General features: G+C 63.7%; 20 protein-coding genes. 6 read left to right on the forward strand and 14 right to left on the reverse strand.

The genetic code is table 11. The annotated features are described in order from the left end of the window. Window positions 1–13: 13 nt before the first annotated feature. The 5 genes from C0V82_RS07985 to C0V82_RS08005 are packed head-to-tail and all read right to left on the reverse strand — an operon-like array spanning window position 14 to window position 4,295. A complete protein-coding gene (locus tag C0V82_RS07985) occupies window positions 14–463 on the reverse strand; it encodes a nuclear transport factor 2 family protein (RefSeq protein ID WP_245924036.1) in 450 nt (149 codons plus the stop codon). 45 nt (window positions 464–508) lie between these two features. Beyond that, complete coding sequence (locus C0V82_RS07990; RefSeq protein ID WP_102111880.1) at window positions 509–1,276, reverse strand: SDR family NAD(P)-dependent oxidoreductase; 768 nt, start codon at window positions 1,274–1,276, stop codon at window positions 509–511. Next, complete coding sequence (locus C0V82_RS07995) at window positions 1,273–2,835, reverse strand: cryptochrome/photolyase family protein (RefSeq protein WP_102111881.1); 1,563 nt, start codon at window positions 2,833–2,835, stop codon at window positions 1,273–1,275. The genes C0V82_RS07990 and C0V82_RS07995 overlap by 4 nt, the downstream gene beginning before the upstream one ends. Continuing rightward, a complete protein-coding gene (locus C0V82_RS08000; protein WP_102111882.1) occupies window positions 2,832–3,557 on the reverse strand; it encodes a DUF6134 family protein in 726 nt (241 codons plus the stop codon). Before C0V82_RS08000 ends, C0V82_RS07995 begins: the two co-directional genes overlap by 4 nt. Before the next feature lie 9 nt (window positions 3,558–3,566). Beyond that, entirely contained in the window at window positions 3,567–4,295 is a 729-nt protein-coding gene (locus C0V82_RS08005) for an SDR family NAD(P)-dependent oxidoreductase (protein ID WP_102111883.1), read from the reverse strand. A 156-nt stretch (window positions 4,296–4,451) separates the two neighbouring features. Here C0V82_RS08005 and C0V82_RS08010 point away from each other — a divergent pair, with 156 nt between their 5' ends. Then, complete coding sequence (locus C0V82_RS08010; RefSeq protein WP_199772381.1) at window positions 4,452–4,691, forward strand: YtxH domain-containing protein; 240 nt, start codon at window positions 4,452–4,454, stop codon at window positions 4,689–4,691. A 23-nt stretch (window positions 4,692–4,714) separates the two neighbouring features. Here the strand turns inward: C0V82_RS08010 and C0V82_RS08015 are convergent, their stop codons facing one another. Further along, entirely contained in the window at window positions 4,715–5,692 is a 978-nt protein-coding gene (locus tag C0V82_RS08015) for a DnaJ C-terminal domain-containing protein (protein ID WP_102113313.1), read from the reverse strand. A gap of 166 nt (window positions 5,693–5,858) precedes the next feature. Then, window positions 5,859–6,329 carry an RT0821/Lpp0805 family surface protein gene (locus tag C0V82_RS08020; RefSeq protein ID WP_102111885.1) on the reverse strand — a complete coding sequence of 157 codons (471 nt, stop codon included), beginning with the start codon at window positions 6,327–6,329 and terminating at the stop codon, window positions 5,859–5,861. A 159-nt stretch (window positions 6,330–6,488) separates the two neighbouring features. Between C0V82_RS08020 and pdxH the strand changes: the two genes are divergently transcribed. The 3 genes from pdxH to C0V82_RS08035 all read left to right on the forward strand — a co-directional run bounded on the left by pdxH (window position 6,489) and on the right by C0V82_RS08035 (window position 9,068). Continuing rightward, window positions 6,489–7,082: a pyridoxamine 5'-phosphate oxidase gene (pdxH, locus tag C0V82_RS08025; protein ID WP_102111886.1), complete on the forward strand. Its 594-nt coding sequence runs from the start codon at window positions 6,489–6,491 to the stop codon at window positions 7,080–7,082. 11 nt (window positions 7,083–7,093) lie between these two features. Beyond that, window positions 7,094–8,011 carry a cation diffusion facilitator family transporter gene (locus C0V82_RS08030; protein ID WP_102111887.1) on the forward strand — a complete coding sequence of 306 codons (918 nt, stop codon included), beginning with the start codon at window positions 7,094–7,096 and terminating at the stop codon, window positions 8,009–8,011. A 196-nt stretch (window positions 8,012–8,207) separates the two neighbouring features. Then, a complete protein-coding gene (locus tag C0V82_RS08035; protein ID WP_102113314.1) occupies window positions 8,208–9,068 on the forward strand; it encodes an MBL fold metallo-hydrolase in 861 nt (286 codons plus the stop codon). An 8-nt stretch (window positions 9,069–9,076) separates the two neighbouring features. Here the strand turns inward: C0V82_RS08035 and C0V82_RS27245 are convergent, their stop codons facing one another. Both C0V82_RS27245 and C0V82_RS08045 read right to left on the reverse strand, forming a co-directional pair. Further along, window positions 9,077–9,994, reverse strand: coding sequence for an SRPBCC domain-containing protein (locus C0V82_RS27245; protein WP_199772382.1), 918 nt, complete (start codon window positions 9,992–9,994; stop codon window positions 9,077–9,079). After that, window positions 9,972–10,307, reverse strand: coding sequence for an ArsR/SmtB family transcription factor (locus C0V82_RS08045; RefSeq protein ID WP_245924037.1), 336 nt, complete (start codon window positions 10,305–10,307; stop codon window positions 9,972–9,974). The genes C0V82_RS27245 and C0V82_RS08045 overlap by 23 nt, the downstream gene beginning before the upstream one ends. A gap of 185 nt (window positions 10,308–10,492) precedes the next feature. On the opposite strand from C0V82_RS08045, the gene C0V82_RS08050 reads away from it, so the two are divergent. Beyond that, window positions 10,493–11,722: an SLC13 family permease gene (locus C0V82_RS08050; RefSeq protein WP_102111889.1), complete on the forward strand. Its 1,230-nt coding sequence runs from the start codon at window positions 10,493–10,495 to the stop codon at window positions 11,720–11,722. Window positions 11,723–11,725: 3 nt separating this feature from the next. Here C0V82_RS08050 and C0V82_RS08055 read toward each other — a convergent pair whose 3' ends face one another. From C0V82_RS08055 to C0V82_RS08065, 3 genes are all read right to left on the reverse strand, one after another. After that, a complete protein-coding gene (locus C0V82_RS08055) occupies window positions 11,726–12,982 on the reverse strand; it encodes a CobW family GTP-binding protein (RefSeq protein WP_102111890.1) in 1,257 nt (418 codons plus the stop codon). Window positions 12,983–13,051: 69 nt separating this feature from the next. Beyond that, window positions 13,052–13,549, reverse strand: coding sequence for a Fur family transcriptional regulator (locus C0V82_RS08060; protein ID WP_102111891.1), 498 nt, complete (start codon window positions 13,547–13,549; stop codon window positions 13,052–13,054). Between the two features lie 62 nt (window positions 13,550–13,611). Then, complete coding sequence (locus C0V82_RS08065) at window positions 13,612–14,166, reverse strand: UbiX family flavin prenyltransferase (protein ID WP_245924213.1); 555 nt, start codon at window positions 14,164–14,166, stop codon at window positions 13,612–13,614. Between the two features lie 290 nt (window positions 14,167–14,456). On the opposite strand from C0V82_RS08065, the gene C0V82_RS08070 reads away from it, so the two are divergent. Next, a complete protein-coding gene (locus C0V82_RS08070; protein ID WP_102111892.1) occupies window positions 14,457–14,624 on the forward strand; it encodes a YdcH family protein in 168 nt (55 codons plus the stop codon). 147 nt (window positions 14,625–14,771) lie between these two features. Here the strand turns inward: C0V82_RS08070 and C0V82_RS08075 are convergent, their stop codons facing one another. Then, window positions 14,772–15,149, reverse strand: a complete 378-nt coding sequence (locus C0V82_RS08075) for a hypothetical protein (protein WP_102111893.1) — start codon at window positions 15,147–15,149, stop codon at window positions 14,772–14,774. A gap of 265 nt (window positions 15,150–15,414) precedes the next feature. Next, window positions 15,415–17,253, reverse strand: a complete 1,839-nt coding sequence (gene thiC, locus C0V82_RS08080; protein WP_102111894.1) for a phosphomethylpyrimidine synthase ThiC — start codon at window positions 17,251–17,253, stop codon at window positions 15,415–15,417. Window positions 17,254–17,293 lie beyond the last annotated feature (40 nt).

Raw genomic sequence — 17,293 nt, forward strand, 5'->3', positions numbered from 1 at the left:
CCCGCGACAAGCGCTAATGCGCCATATAGGCCTTGATCTTGCGCAGCACCCAGCCCAGCACGGGCAGCTTTTCGTAAAACTGCTCGGCCGCATCCCAATGGTCGATATGGCTGGTCACCTGTCCGGCCAGATCGAACCGCACTTCTGACATGCCCTCGATGGTGCTGGGGCGCGGCTGTCCCTTGCGGCGGAATACAAAGCCCCAACGCAGATAGGCCGTCTGTTCCGACACGGCATGGTCACGCACAATGAAACGCGGCTGCTCCAGCACATCGAACATCGCCGTGAACACCGCCTTCATCCGGTCGCGCGACCGGAAATCATTGAACGGGTCCTTGAAATGCACGTCCGGCACCGCCAGCCGGTCCAGCCTCACCACCGTTTCGGGCCGCAGTTCCTGATAAAAGCGGATATAGGCGGCCAGCGCCTGATCCACCGGAACCTGTCCATTCACCGATCCCATGCCAACCCTGATCCAAGCCGTTTCCCGAAGGTCCAATCCCGGCGCTTACTTTGGCACGGTTCCACGGACCATCATGAAATACAGTGCATCGGGAAAACGGCGCAACAGCAGAAGCGGCCATGTAAAGCGACGCGGGAACGTTATCTGAAAACCGTTGCCTTTCAGCCCCGCCACCAACCGCGCCGCCGCCTTCTCCACCGGCATCAGGAAGGGCATAGGAAAGTCATTCTTGTCCGTCAGGGGCGTCTTGATAAAACCGGGGCAGACCAGTTGCACCTTGATGCCATACCGCTCCACATCCAGCTTCAGGCTTTCGGTCATGTTGTTCAACGCAGCCTTTGACGCGCCATAGGCCAGCGACCGGGGCAGGCCGCGATATCCCGCCACGCTGGACACCACGGCCACATGCCCCCGCCCCCGGTCGATCATGCCGGGCAGGATGGCCGCCAAGCAGTTGACCGTGCCGATCAGGTTGACATCGATGGTGCGGGCGAATGTGGCTGGGTCCAGCTCCTTGGCCCCATCCGGCTGATACGTCCCGGCATTGAGCACGGCCAGCGCGATAGGCCCGTGCGGTGCCAGCGCCGCCTTCACCCCGTCGGCATCGGTGATATCCAGCGGCACCGGAATAATCCGCCCCGCCCCCGAAGCCCGTTCCGCCAGCGCCACCAACGGTTCCACCCGCCGCGCACTGACCAGCACGCTCCACCCTTCCGCCGCCAGGGCCAGGGCCACATGCTCCCCAATCCCGGAAGAGGCACCGGTAACCCAGGCAAAACCATCGGCGGGCGTGGGGGTGTGCAGATTGGTCATGATCTCTCCGTTCCCGTGGCCGGATACGCTGGCACCAGCCCCGCGATGAACCGCCCCGCCTGCGCCCGGATGGCCTCTCGCTTGGCTGGTTCCATGCCGTCCAGGCCCTTATAGACCAGCCCCATCCTGGGATTGCCGCGCAGCTTGCCCTCATTCTCCATCAGGAAGTTCCAGTAAAGCGCGTTGAAGGGGCAGGCGGTGGTGCCGGTGGTTTCCTTCACGTCATACCGGCATTTGGTGCAGTAGTCCGACATGCGCTGAATATATTTGCCGCTGGCGGCATAGGGCTTGCTGCCCAGATAGCCGCCATCGGCATGCATCACCATGCCATGCACATTGGGCAGTTCCACCCAATCATAGGCATCGGCATAGACGGCCAGATACCATTCCTCAATCTGCGCCGGTTCCACGCCCAGCAGCAGGGCGAAATTGCCCGTCACCATCAGGCGCTGGATATGGTGGGCATAGGCCAGCCGTTCGGTCTGCCCGATGACCTGCGCCATGCAGTTCATGTCGGTGCGCCCGGTCCAGTAGAAATCGGGCAGCGGGCGGTGGGCGTTGAGCGCGTTGGTGTCGGCATAGGCCGGCATTTTCAGCCAGTAGATGCCGCGCACATATTCCCGCCAGCCCAGGATCTGGCGAATGAACCCCTCCACCGCGTTCAAGGGCGCGTGGCCCTGACGCCATGCCCGTTCGGCAGCATCCACCACACGGCGCGGGTCCAGCAGGCCGGCATTGATGTAGGGCGACAGGATGGAATGGAACAGGGTCTCCTGGCCCATGGCCATCGCATCCTGATAATCCCCAAAGAGGGGCAGGCAATGGCTGATGAAATGGTTCAGCGCCTTCTCCGCCCCCGCCGCCGTGACGGCATAGAAGAACCCTTCCAGCTTTCCGAAATGGCCCTTAAATCGTTCGGCCACCAGGGCCAGGACCTCCGCCGTGATGGCGTCCGGCTCCTCCCGATAGGGCGGAGGGATTTTCAGGCCCTTGGGCAGGGATTTGCGATTTTCGGCATCGAAATTCCACTGCCCGCCCTCCGGCTGCCCCTCCGGGGTCAGCAGGATTTTGTAATCCCGCCGCATCTCCCGGTAAAAGAACTCCATCCGCAACTGCTTGCGCCCATCGGCCCAGGACCGGAAGCGGGCGATGGGGCAGAAGAAGCGGTCATCCTCCTTCACCTCCACCGGCACGGCGAAATCCTGCTGCCATTGCCGCATCGGTTTCCAAACGCGCCATTCACCGGGAAAGGTGACAATCGCGCGGGCGGCCCCGTGCCGGGCAATGGCGCGGGACAGTTCCCCGCCCAGCGTGCCGGTATTGTCGGGATCATCCAGGCGGATGTAATCGACACGGACGCCATCCGCCCGCAGTTCCTCAGCAAAGTGCCGCATGGCGCTGAACAGAAAGGCGATCTTCTGCGGGTGATGGGGAACGTAGGTTGCCTCCGCCATCACCTCTGCCAGCAAGACCACATCCTGGGTCCTATCCAGCCCGCGCAAGGACGCCAGATTGCGCGACAGTTGATCGCCCAGAACCAGACGGACAGCACCGCTCATGGTGTCGCGGCCGATTGCGGGGCGGGCTCCGGCGGCACAGGAACGCTGTCCAGAACGTAGGTGATTTTCTGCCCCTTCGCCTCAAACGCCAAACCCACCCATTGGCCGGTTTCGTCGTACCACAGGTCGATCTGGTTGGTTTTGCCAGGCGGGTTGGTCAGGATATTGATCGTGTGATGGCGGGCCTGCATCGGGCCGGACTGGGTGGTCAAGGTCTCCGGACCCCGATCCTCCATCCGCACATCCATGATCAGCCCGCGCTGCGTATCCAGAAGCTGGGTCGCGCTGGTGATGGCGTTGTTCCAGTAGCTGGTGGGGATGATGTCGGCGGGCGCGACATAGGAGCCACCGCTACCTTCCACCATCAACCCGTCCGGCCCGGCCTTGGCGCGCAGCCAGTAATCGTCACCATCATCATCGGTGCGGGTTTCGATCTCCACCAGCCGCCCCGCCTCCCAGACCTCCCGGTTGCGGTGGCGGTAGCGATAGGCGGTGACGAAGGCCAAGGTCACTTCCAGGCTGATCTCCTTTTCCATGATCAGCCGATCGCCATCGCGCGTGAATCGCAGGCGGTGATAGCCCATGGGGCTGTCATTCTTGCGGAACACGGAAAAGGAGATGGCGTCCGTTTCCGGCAGGATGAACGCCGCCGACCGGCGCGGCAGGATCAGGCCAAGGCCCAGCGCCAGCGGGGCGGCAAGGATCAGGTGGCGGCGATGCATATTCGTCTCCTATCCCTTGGTGCGAAGTGTACCACGTCCCCCATCAACGGCCAGAACCTGCCCCGTGATCCAACCGGCATCCGACGACAACAGAAAATCTGCCATGGCGGCCAGATCATCGGCCTCCCCCAACCGGCCCAGCGGGTGCATGGCGGCGATGCCCTGCGCCATCTGTTCGGAGGACAGCAGCGGGGCCGCCAGCGGCGTGCGGGTCAGGGACGGGGCGATGACGTTGACGCGCACATGCGGCGCCCATTCCGCCGCCATGGCCCGGCCCAGCCCCGCCACCGCCCCCTTGGCCGCCGCAATGACGGCATGGTTGGTGAAGCCTTGTTCCACCGCGACAGTGGAGAACAGCACGACAGAGCCCTTCGCCGCTTTCAACCCCTTTTCCGCCGCACGCAGCGCCGTGGCCGCCCCCAGTAGGTTCAGATTGAAGGCCGTCAGGAAATCAGCACTGCGGGTTGCCTTCAAGGGCTTGATCACGATGGACCCGACGCAATAGGCCAGCCCCGCGATGCCGTCGCCCCGGTCGCCCAGCGCCACCGCATCGGCCAGCGCATCCTCCGCCGTCACATCAGCGACGGCATGGCTGGCGCCCAGGTTCTGGGCCAGATCCTCCACCCGCACCGCATCGCGCGCCACCAGATGCAGGGCATGGCCCTTGGCCGCCAGCCGTCGTGCCAGGGCCTGACCGGTACCGCCGGTTGCACCAATGATGATGATGGGGGGTGCCATAACGCTGTTCCATCCTGTCCTTTATGGGCAACAGGAGCTAGTGCGCGGCACGCCATCGCCAAGGGGGGCGGGAACCTTCTGCCCCCTTCGGCTGTTCTATCGCCGAAGACCACCCATCAGGGGTGGTCAAGCGATGCAAATGGATGGAGAGAGAACATGGGGATGAACCTTCTGCGCCACGGAACCCTGGTCGCCTTGCTGCTGGCCGCCCCTCTGGCCCTGACGGCCTGTGACAACAAGGGTCCGGCGGAACGCGCGGGCGAAAAGATCGACGATGCCGCCGAAAAGGCCGCCGACAAGCTGGAAGAGGCCCGCGACAAGGCGGGTGAGGCCGTGGACGACCTGCGCGACAAGGCCGACGAAGCCGTGGAAAAGGCCAAGGAAGACAATAAGTAAGGTGAAACGCGCAAGCTGGGGGCTCACACCCCCAGCTTGCGCCGCACGTCGTAATCCTTACCCTTGGACCAGCGCTCGATGAAGCTGGTCAGCTCCGCATCCGGCTTTTCCGGCAGCATCACCATCAGCTTCACATAAAGGTCGCCCGTCACCTTGCGGTCGGCATTGGGGATGCCCTTGCCCTTCAGGCGCAGGATGGTGCCGCTATTGGCACCGGCGGGGACCTTCACGGCCACCTGCCCGTCCAGGGTCGGCACCTTGATGGCCGCCCCCAACACCGCCTCTTGCAACGTCACCGGCACATCCAGATGGATGTCATCATCCTTGCGGGTAAATAGCGGGTGGTTATCGACCAGCACCTCGACAATCGCGTCGCCCGCACCGGCACCGCCCAGCCCCGCCAGACCCTGCCCCTTCAGGCGCAGCTTGGTCTGATCGCGCGTGCCGGGGGGGATGTTGACATCGATGGTCTTGCCCGTGGACAGGGTCAGCCGTCGCTTGGCCCCCAGGCAGGCATCGGCAAAGCTGACGCTGACCGAATAATTGACGTCGCTGCCCTTGGCCTTGACGCCCGCACCACCACCCGAGGAGTAGCGGCGCTTGGTGGCCCCGAAGATATCATTGAACATATCGTCGGCGAAGGGATCATCGCCAGCACCCGCACCCGGCTTGGCACCACCACCGGGGCCGCGCGTGCCAAACCCCGCCCCGAATCCGCCGCCACGACCACTGCCGGCACCTGCACCCCAGGCGCGGCGGAAGGTGCGGTCGGGCCGTTCGGCGCCGCTGGCATCAATCTCGCCCTTGTCAAACCGCGCCCGCTTGTCCGGATCGGACAGCAGGGAATAAGCGGCGTTGACCTCCTTGAACTTCTGCTCAATGTCGGGACGGCCGGGGTTCAGGTCGGGATGGTACTGCTTGGCCAGCCCGCGAAAGGCCTGCTTGATGTCATCGGCAGAGGCACTCCGCGTCAGGCCGAGGACAAGGTAGGGATCGCGCATGGTCACCAGCAGGCAGAAAAAGTGAAAACCTGCCGCATCCTACGCCCCGGCAGCCCCCGGTCAAGCATGGCCGACAGGAAGCTGCCAACGCATCCGTATAAAAAACCCCGCGCCAGGGGTTAAACCCTGACGCGGGGCGATCATTTGCCCTGCTGCTGGGCAATCGTCAGCTGACGATCTTCCAGGAACCGTCCGGCTGCTGGCAGGCACGGCCAAAGGCTTGTTCGCTGCGGCCACCGACGATGATCGTCTGCTGGTATTCGCGGCAATAGGCGTTGGTGCCCTGCTGACGGCCCTCATTGGTCGGCGTCACGATGACGCGGTTGCTGTTATTGGGGTTATCCCAGACGATGGGCTGGTTCAGCGGCGCGTTGAAGGACGCGTATGTGTTGCGTTCCAGGGCGGCCCGGTCAGCCTTGTCCAGCGACGCGCCTACTTCCGAACCGATCAGCGCACCCAGCACCGCACCGGCACCCGTCGCCCACAGCTTGCCCGAACCACCACCGATCTGGCTGCCGGCCAGACCGCCCATCAGGCCGCCGATCACGGCGCCACCGGTCTGCTTGTTGCCGCCCGTGGTCTGACACCCGGCCAGCAGGGCCACCAGGGCGGTGGCGACAACGATCTTGCGAATCATTTTTCAGAACCTTTCTCGGATCATGCTTTGCCCCCGAACCATTCGCCGTCGGGCATTTCCGCCTGCGGACGGGTGCCATGCGGGGGACGGCATGGACAAACAACCCATGCTCCTTATCTTCGTGATGAATTCGGGCGCAACTATGACGAAGATCAAGCCATGACGCTGGAAAACGCCACCGACCCTTTCGCGCAGTTCCGGGCGTGGTTCGCCGAAGCCGAGACGGCAGAGATCAATGATCCAAACGCCATGTCAGTGGCCACCGTCGGCGCCAATGGCCGCCCGTCGGTGCGCATCCTGCTGCTGAAGGGCCTGGATGACCGGGGTTTCACCTTCTACACCAATACGCAAAGCCGCAAGGGCGACCAGTTGGAAGCCACGCATTTCGCGGCCCTGACCTTCCATTGGAAATCGCTGCGCCGGCAGGTGCGGATCGAGGGACCGGTGGAGCGGGTGACGGATGCAGAGGCCGATGCCTATTTCGCCAGCCGCCCGCGTGGCAGCCGCATCGGCGCCTGGGCCAGCCAGCAGTCACGTCCGCTGGACAGCCGCGCCACCCTGGAACAGGCCGTGGCCGATACCGAGGCGCGGTTCGATGGCGGCGAAGTGCCGCGCCCGCCGCATTGGACCGGCTTCCGCGTCGTTCCCGACCGGATCGAATTCTGGCAGGATCGCGAATACCGGCTGCATGACCGTATCCTGTTCACCCGCGCGGGTGAGGGGGAATGGGCAAAGGGCCGGCTTTATCCCTGATGTGAAGGTGCATGGTGGCGGGTACGGGTGACGCGACGGACAAGTATCGGCGGTGGGCCACCTATGCCAGCGTCACGGTCGCCCTGATCCTGATTGCGGCCAAGCTGGCCTCCTACATGGCGACGGGTGCCGTCGCCATCCTGTCCTCCCTGATGGACAGCTCGGTCGATCTGCTGGCCTCCATCGTCACGCTTCTGGGGGTCGCGCAGGCGCTGCGCGCCCCCGACACCACGCACCGTTTCGGCCATGGCAAGGCCGAGCCGCTGGCAGCATTGGCGCAGGCGGCGTTCGTGGCCGGGTCGGGCGTGTTCCTGGGCTATGAAGGTGTGGGGCGTCTTGCAGAGCCGCGCCCGGTGGAGAATGCCGAACTGGGCATCGCCACCATGGTCTTCGCCATCGTGATGACGGGCCTGCTGCTACTGGTGCAGCGCTGGGTGATCCGGCGCACGAAATCCATGGCGATTGCCGCCGACAGCATGCATTACAGCGGCGATCTGCTGATGAATTCCGCCGTCATCGCGGCCTTGGGCCTGACAGCCTGGACCGGCTGGCCCTATTGGGACCCGATCTTCGCGCTGGGCATCGCCGCCTTCCTGGTCTGGGGTGCCAGCCGCATCGTGCGTGAGGCGCTGGGCGTGCTGATGGATCGCGAATTGCCCGATGGCGACCGGGCGCGCGTGAAGGAAGTGGTCCGCGCCCACAGCCAAACACGCGGCATCCATGATCTGCGCACCCGGTCCACGGGTATCGGCCAGCACATCGAATTCCACCTGGAACTGGACCCGCACCTGACACTGGCCGAAGCCCACGACATCACCGACGAGATCGAGCGTGAACTGCGCGCCGCCTTCCCCAACGCGGAGTTCGCCATCCATCAGGAACCGGCGGGCCTGGAAGATGAACGTCTGGATCACCGCATCCGGCGATAATATTGTCACTGCGGTTTCCAACCTATCCCGATGCACGCCCGCCATGACAGATTCGTGACTGCGCCTGTGTGCCTCGTCACAGGAACATCGGCACGGTCGCATTTATTTTTGTGGAACCTTCGGCGTGTCTGGCGGAATGTGTCCGCTGGTAACCGGGGGCAATCGGCCGGGCATCGCCCGGCCCCAGGGGCGTGTCATGGAGTTCAAGGTTAAGTTCTGGGGCGTGCGCGGGACCTTTCCCTGTGCCTTCGCCTCGCATCTGACCTATGGCGGCAATACCAGCTGCATCGAGGTCACCGTGGGTGGCCGCACGCTGGTGCTGGATGCCGGCACGGGCCTGCGCCCGATGGGCAAGCATTTCCTGCGCGACAATATCCGCAACGCCACCCTGCTGCTCAGCCACGCGCATTGGGACCATATCAACGGCTTCCCCTTCTTCGAACCCGGCTATTGCCCGGATTTCAGCCTGGATATCTTTGCCCGCGACCTGTCGGGCTGCTCCTGCATCGGGGAGGTTCTGACCACCTGCATGGAAAAGCCGCTGTTCCCGGTGCCGCTGACCACCATGCGCGCCAAGATCGGCTTTCAGAACCTGCATGCCGGCGATCAGCTGGACCTCGCCCCCGGTCTGGTGGTGAAGACCGGGGAGCTGAACCATCCCGGCGGGGCCGTCGGCTACCGCATCGAATATGCCGGCAAGTCCTTCTGCTATGTCACCGACACCGAACATGTGCCGGGGCAGCTGGACCAGAATATCCTGCGCCTGATCGAGGGTGCGGACGTGGTCGTCTATGACACGACCTATACGGAGGCGGAATACGCCACCCGTGTCGGCTGGGGCCATTCAACCTGGAACGAGGGTGTGAAGCTGATGGAGGCGGCGGGTGCAAAGCGCCTGTGCCTGTTCCACCACGACCCGGACCATGATGATACGGCCATGGCCGCCATCGAGCGGGAGGCCGCCCAGCGCTTCCCCGGCGCCTTTGCGGCGCGGGAGGGGGTGACGCTGGACATGCTGAACCTGCCGGCGGTGGAAGGGATCGTGGTGGCGGCCTGACGCCCGTCTTACGCCTTCCAGCCCTTTGCCGCTTCCACAAGCTGGTCCACGGCGGTCGACCAGCCGTCGTAGAAGCCCATCTCGGCATGGCTGGCCGCCCCATCGGGCGTCTGGTGCATGGCGCGCGCCGTATACCGCGTACCGCCCAGATGATCCTCAAAAGTGATGTCGGCGGTGAAGGCCACGAAGCCCGGCGTCACGGGCCGGAAACCCGGTGCCATCATGTTGGTGAAGACCAGGCGCTTGCCCTCTTCAATCAGCAGGAAGATGCCGGGATTGTCCGAGACGCCGCCATCCGGCCCCTCCATGCGGGTATAGAATTCCCCGCCGGGCGCCAGGTCCATGCGAACCTCTACCGTCTGCCAGGGACGCGGGCACCACCATTGCTTCAGATGTTCCGGGCTGGTCCAGGCCTTCCAGACCAGGTCGCGCGGCACATCCAGGATACGGGTGATCCCCAGATCGCGGTCGGCGACCAGCACCTGACGTTCCAGCCGTTCCAGCGTCTGATGACCACCGGCCTCCGCCCCGAACTTGCGCTTTTCTTCCAGCGACTCCACCGTGGGGCAGACCATGGTCAGGGTCACCTTGGTCTTGTCCGTCCCAACCTCCTCCAGCCTGATCGACGCATCGAACAGACAATGGTCGGGATCGTCGCCGCCATGTTCATATTCCAGCAGGGACGGCGCTTCGACCCGGCGATAGCGGATCCAGTTCTCAAAATCCTGACCCCATCCATGCATCGTGTAGCGCCAGGTGCCGCCCGGTCGCACATCCATCTCATGCACCGTGGTGGAGAAGCCGTTCGGACCCCAGAACAGGGGAATATGCTTCGGATCGGTCAGCACCTTCCACACCATCGGGCGCGGTGCGTTGAGCGTGCGGGTGATCACCATGCTGCGATCAGCGGGCGGCGGGGTCGTCATCGGTCGATTCCTCCTGTTTCTTCAATATCTGCAAATAGGCGTCCAGCCGGTCGAACCGGGCCTCCCAAACGGCCCGCTGCCGCGCAATCCATTCCCCCGCCGCATCCATCGCGTGGGGTTGAAGCCGGCAGGTGCGCACACGCCCCACCTTTTCCGTCTGAATCAGGCCGCACTCCTCCAGCAGCCGCAGATGCTGCATCAGGCTGGGCAGGGCCATGGTGAAGGGTTTCGCCAGCTCCCCCACACTGGCCGGCCCTTCGGCAAGCCGTTCCAGCACGGCCCGGCGCGACGGGTCGGCCAGGGCGTGGAACATGCGGTCAAGCTGCGTTGGTTCGGTTTGAATGTTAGGCATATGCCTAAGTATCAGGGCAAGGGCGTTGAGGCAACGAAATAGTTTGGAAAGTACCTAACTATTTTCCCTTGCCGCAAATTCCCATGGCCCCGCCGGTTCGGTCGTTGTACGCCAAGGGGACGTCTCACCCCTCCCTACCGGCGCCCATGACCATCCTGATCCTCACCATCTTCGTGCTGGTCTATCTGGGCATGGCCGTCGGCCGCTTCCCCGGATTGCAGATCGACCGGACCGGCATCGCCCTGCTGGGGGCTGTCATCCTGGCTCTGGCCGGGGCCATGCCTGGGGATGCGCTGGGTGCGGCCATCGATTACCCGACCCTGTTCATCCTGCTGGGCTTGATGATCCTGTCGGCGCAGTTCGAACTGGCGGGATTTTATGGCTGGTGCGCCGTCCGGCTGGCGCAGGCGGCGTACAGCCCCGTGGCGTTGCTGGCCCTGGTGGTGGCCGTGGGCGGCGGGCTGTCGGCTGTGCTGGCCAATGATGTCGTGGTCTTCGCCATGACGCCGCTGCTCTGCGCCGGGCTGCTGGCGCGGGGGCTGGACGCGCGGCCCTATCTGATTGCCTTGGCCGGTGCCGCCAATGCCGGATCAGCGGCCACCATCATCGGCAATCCACAGAATATCCTGATCGGACAGTTGGGCCATCTGGATTTCTGGCCGTTCCTGGCGGCCTGCGGCGTGCCGGCCCTGCTGGGTATGGGCTGCGTCTTTGCCACCGTGGCCTTCATCTGGCGCAGGCGGTTGGAAATGGCCGACGCCAGCCCCCTGCCCCTGGCCCCGCCCGATCTGGACCTGTGGCACCTGAAAAAGGCGCTGCTGGCCACCCTGGTGCTGCTGATCTTCTTCGCCACCCCCCTGCCGCAGGAGGAAGGGGTGCTGGCCGTGGCTGCCGCCATGCTGGTCAGCCGCCGGTTTGCCAGCCGGCGCATGTTGGGGCTGGTGGACTGGCACCTGCTGGTGCTGTTCGCGGCCCTGTTCGTGGTGACGGCGGCACTGGCCCGTACCGGCCTGCCGGGGGAGATGGTGGCGGCACTGGCCAGCAGCGGCTGGGCGCTGGACCGGCTGACCGTGCTGGCGCCGCTGTCGCTGGCGGCCAGCAACACCATCGGTAATGTGCCGGCGGTGCTGCTGCTGATGCAGGTCTGGCCCAGCCCACCGGAAGGCGCGCTTTACGCGCTGGCCGTCCTGTCCACCCTGTCGGGCAACCTGCTGCTGCTGGGCAGCCTTGCCAACCTGATCGTGGTGGAACGTGCGGCGGCCAGTGGCGTCACCCTGGGCTTCTGGGAACATGCCAAATGCGGCGTGCCCATGACCCTGTCCTCCATCGCCCTGGCCATCGGATGGCTCTGGGCGATGGGGCATGTGGGGTGGTGATCCTTACGCCGCCTTGGCGTTCACCACACTGTCGAACAGTTCCTGCACCGTCTCGCGCTTCAAATCCTTGACGATGAAGACGATACGGGTGCTCTGGTCAGCCGTCGGCCAGGCGTCAAGCTGGACCGGCGGGTGGAACAGGTGCTGCACGCCATGGATGACGATGGGACGCTCCGCCTCCTCGACATTCAGCAGGCCCTTCACGCGCAGAATGTTATCGCCCTGCGCCTTGGCCACTGTCTCGAAGAAGGTCACCAGCCCGTCCCAGGGCAGCGGCTTTTCCGACCGGATCACGAAGGACGAAATCTTATCATTGTGACGGTTGACGTCATGGTGGTGATGGTCGTGGCCATGCCCATGGTCGTGATCGCAATGGCCATGATCATGGTCGCAATGGCTGTGGTCATGATGCTCGTGCCCATGGTCATGGGCGTGGTGATCATGGCCGTGCCCGTGATCATGTCCATGCTCATGCCCGTGATCATGATGATCATGGGTGCAATGGCCATGGTCATGGTCGCAATGCGCATGGTCGTGATCATGGTGATGATCGTGCCCGCCCTCATAGGCCTCCGCCTTCAACCAGCGCTGCACGTCCAGCGACTTGGTGGCCGGGTTGTACAGGCCCGCATCGAACAGCAGGACCGGCAAACCCTGATCCTTCTGCGCATCGACATGGACCGCACCGGGGTTCAGGTCGTGCAGGCGGCGGCGCAGGGCGTCCACCTTGGCCGCATCAGCAAGATCGGTCTTGGTCAGCACGACGCGGTCGGCCACGGCGGCCTGCTTCAGGCTTTCCTCATGCTCGTCCAGCTGGCCCATGCCATGGACGCTGTCGATGGTCGTCACCACCCCGTCCAGACGGAAGCGCGAGGCGATCAACGGATCGGTCATCAGCGTGTGCAGGATGGGGGCCGGATCGGCCAGGCCCGTCGTCTCGATCACCACGCGGTCGAATTCCGGGATCTCGCCGCGCATGCGCTTCATGTACAGGTCACGCAGCGTCTCGGCCAGGTCGGAGCGAATGGTGCAGCACAGGCAGCCGCTATCCATCAGCACCATGTTCTCGTCCGACTGTTCCACCAGCAGATGGTCCAGCCCGACCTCGCCAAACTCATTGATGACGACGGCGGTGCGCACCATGGCGGGATCGCGGATCAGGCGCGACAGAAGCGTGGTCTTGCCGCTGCCCAAAAACCCGGTCAGGACGGAAATGGGCAGGCGGGGCGGCGGGCTGGGCGGGGTCTGTTGCGTGGACAAGGGAGGATTCCTCGGGCAGAGAAAGGTCGGTTACTTAAACGGACATGTGGGGGACCAACACCCCAATCGTCAATGGTCGCGGCAGTCGGGGCAGATGCCCGTTACTTCAACGGTCTGCCGCTGTACCGTGAAGCCCTGTGCCGCCGCACTGTCGGCGATGGCTGCTGCAATGCCGCGGTCGGTCAGTTCGGTGGCATTGCCGCAGCAGGAGCAGACCAGGAACTGCCCCGTATGCGCCGTACCCGGATCGGGACAGCCGACAAAGGCATTCTGGCTTTCGATCCGGTGGATCAGCCCCTGTTCCAGCAGGAAATCCAGGGCGCGATAGACGGTCAGGGGCGCCACCCGCTTTCCATCCGCCGACAGGTCCTCCAGGATGGCATAGGCGCCGCGCGGCTTGTGGCTGGACCAGACAAGCTCCAGAACCCGCGCCCGCTGCGACGTGAGGCGCACGCCGCGTTCGGTACAGAGCGCATCGGCCCGCGCCAGCGCATCCTTGACGCAGGAGCCATGGTCATGGCGAACGGCATGGTCATGGTGATTATGGGCGTGGGCAGGGCTGGACATGAGAAAGCCTTCGGCAAAGACACTGCCAATGTAGGCAGGCGGACCGCATAAGGAAAGGAGGGTCAGTCCCCTTCCCCCCAGCGCCGCACCCGGCCCGTATCAATATCAAACAGGTCCAGCACGCGCCCGATCGTGTGGTCGACCATGTCGTCCAGGCTTTGCGGCTTGGCATAGAAGGCAGGAACAGGCGGATAGACGATAGCCCCCATCTCCGTCACCGCCGCCATGGAGCGGATATGGCCCAGATGCAGCGGCGTTTCGCGCAGCATCAGCACCAGCCGGCGGCGTTCCTTCAACACCACATCGGCGGCCCGGGTCAGCAGGGAACTGGTCACCCCCGACGCGATCTCTGACAGGGACCGCACCGAACAGGGGGCCACGATCATGCCCATGGTGCGGAAACTGCCCGACGAAATCGCAGCCCCAATATCGGTGATGGAATAATTGATATCGGCCAGCGCGCGGATATCCGCGACCTTCAGCCCCGACTCGTGCGCAGAGGTCACCTCCGCAGACCTGCTCATTACGAGGTGGGATTCGATGCCCAGCCGGCGTAACGTTTCAAGCAGGCGTATGCCGTAAACAATGCCCGACGCCCCGCTGATCCCGACGATCATCCGTCGGGGCGGTGTCGATGCCGGGTACTGGTCAGGACCGGAAGAACCGGCCGGCTGTGGGAGGATATCTGCCATGGAGGTGATGTAGCGCCCCCGATGGTTTTCGTCCAGGGTGGGCAATCCCCCTCTCGAAAAACCCCACCACCCTATCCATATGCATAGAGCCACAGGTTACGATTCCATGTCAGGATCGTGACCCATGTTTTGTCCATCAGGAAAGGTCAAGCCGCGTTTCAGGTACCAACAATCAGACAGGTCCGTTGTTCCATCGTTCAAGAAGGAGAGGCCGTATGTTGTTCCCCGAGCGTGTTGAATCGCTGCGTACCAAGCACGAGAACCTGGACCGGGAGGTGCGCATGGAATCGCGCCGTCCCATGCCCGACACAACGACCCTGACCCGCCTGAAAATGGAGAAATTGCGCGTGAAGGAGGAAATGGACCGTCTGGCCCGCGCCTGACGGCATTTCCGGCCCCGAACGGCCAGAAGAAAGGCCCCTGTCCGCGATGCGGACGGGGGCTTTTGTCATATACCAGCGGCTTGAAATACCGGCTCATCGGCATTTCAAGCTTCGGCGGCACGATACGCTGGCGCACGCGCATCAGGTTCAACCCACGGCACCACAGTTGGAATGTACCGACGTGACAGGCACGTCCGACTGGATGACGACAGCCATGGACCCGACGCCCTCCTGGCGTGTCAGCCGGGCCGTGAAGACATAGGCAACTCCCTCCGACGTCACGGACAGGAACGCCTTTACGTCCGAGGGCGCGCGCGGTTGGCCTGGGCGCCAGGATTCCCCGATGAAGCCGGCCTGCACAAGATAGTAATATCGCCCTTCAACATAGGGTATTGCCAGCTTCACCAGATCCCTCTGGTTCAGGGCGCGGAGGTTTTGTGCCTCGACAATGCCCAAATAGGCTTCCTGATGCTCCTCAGGAACCACGATCGCCTTGAACTCGCCCTTCAGCCATACCGTATCCATCGGAGGGCGGTCCCGCTCGCACATTACTGGCGTCGTAAGAGTAGCGGCAAGGAGAAGGCCAGACAGAAGCATGGGATTCTCGTGGATGAAAGGTTGGGACACCGTATGGCAAATCCCGATGAGTGAAATCACCAGAATTTGCCGTAACGATAACCTCTGACATGTGGCCAGGGGCCGACATCAATTTATGCCGCAGGCTTTGAGCGCGTCCTGGATCATCTCACTCCGCACGTGCTTTGCTGTGGCAGTCGCCCCCGTGCCAACGTCAAGATTTCATGACATTGTTGTTATCCGACAGGTACACCTGCCCGCCCTTCTCCTTGAACGCCGCAGACATGGCCGCCATCCCCTCCTGCGCCGCCGCGTAATCGCGCACTTCCTGCGTGATCTTCATGGAGCAGAATTTCGGCCCGCACATGGAGCAGAAATGCGCCAGCTTGGCCCCTTCGGCGGGCAGGGTCTGGTCGTGATATTTTTCCGCCGTCTCCGGGTCCAGGGACAGGTTGAACTGGTCGCGCCAGCGGAACTCAAACCGGGCGCGGGACAGCGCGTCATCGCGTTCCTGTGCCCCCGGATGGCCCTTGGCCAGATCGGCGGCGTGGGCGGCCAGCTTATAGGTGATCACGCCCACCTTCACATCGTCGCGGTCAGGCAGGCCCAGATGTTCCTTGGGCGTGACATAGCAAAGCATGGAGGTGCCGAACCAGCCGATCATGGCGGCACCGATGCCGCTGGTGATATGGTCATATCCCGGCGCGATGTCGGTGGTCAGCGGCCCCAGCGTGTAGAAGGGGGCCTCGCCGCAGACCTTCAACTGCTTGTCCATATTGGCCTTGATCTTGTGCATGGGCACATGGCCCGGCCCCTCGATCATCACCTGCACATCATGCTTCCAGGCGATCTGCGTCAGTTCGCCCAGCGTGTCCAACTCCGCAAACTGCGCCGCGTCATTTGCATCGGCGATGCTGCCAGGGCGCAGACCGTCGCCCAGGGAGAAGGCGATATCATAGGCCTTCATGATCTCGCAGATTTCCTCAAAATGCGTGTAGAGGAAGTTCTCCTTGTGATGGGCCAGGCACCATTTGGCCATGATGGAGCCACCCCGGCTGACGATGCCCGTCACCCGTTTGGCCGTCAGCGGGATATGGGCCAGGCGCACGCCGGCATGGATGGTGAAATAATCCACCCCCTGTTCGGCCTGCTCAATCAGCGTGTCGCGGAACAGCTCCCAGGTCAGGTCCTCAGCCTTGCCACCCACCTTTTCCAACGCCTGATAGATCGGCACGGTGCCGATGGGGACCGGTGAATTACGGATGATCCATTCGCGGATCGTGTGGATATTACGGCCCGTGGACAGGTCCATGACCGTATCCGCACCCCAGCGGATGGCCCAGACGAGTTTGTCCACCTCATCCGCGACCGATGATGTCACTGCCGAATTGCCGATATTGGCGTTGATCTTCACCAGGAAGTTCCGGCCGATGATCATCGGCTCCGTCTCCGGGTGGTTGATATTGTTGGGGATGATAGCGCGGCCGCGCGCAATCTCATCCCGCACGAATTCCGGCGTCACATAGTCGGGGATCGACGCCCCGAAATCCTCCCCATCGCGCGCCACCTGTTCGGCCAGACGCTGCCGGCCCAGATTCTCGCGGATGGCGACATATTCCATCTCCGGCGTGATGATGCCTTTGCGGGCGTAATGAAGCTGGCTGACATTGGCACCGGCCTTGGCACGCAGGGGCCGGCGGGCGGCCCGGTCAAACAGCGGTACCGGGCTTTCCTGCCCCTCGCGCAGGCCATTATCCTCCGGCTTCACCTGCCGCCCGTCATAGGCCTCTACATCGCCGCGCGCTTCCACCCAGGACCGGCGCAGTTCGGGCAGGCCTAATCGGATATCGGTACGGATGGCGGGGTCGGTGTAGGGGCCGGACGGGTCATAGACGCGCACCGGCGGCTCATTGGCACTGGGCGACAGGTCGATCTCGCGCATGGCCACGCGAAGGTCGGCAAAGCGCTCTCCCGCGACATGTACCTTGCGGCTGGCGGGCAGCGGGCCGGTGGTCACGCGGAATTCGGGATCGGTAATGTTTGTATCTGGCATCTGGACCTCCCTTGATATGGAGATCCGGGTTTGCGCACGG

Source organism: Niveispirillum cyanobacteriorum (assembly GCF_002868735.1).
In the GTDB taxonomy this organism is placed as follows: Bacteria; Pseudomonadota; Alphaproteobacteria; order Azospirillales; family Azospirillaceae; genus Niveispirillum; species Niveispirillum cyanobacteriorum.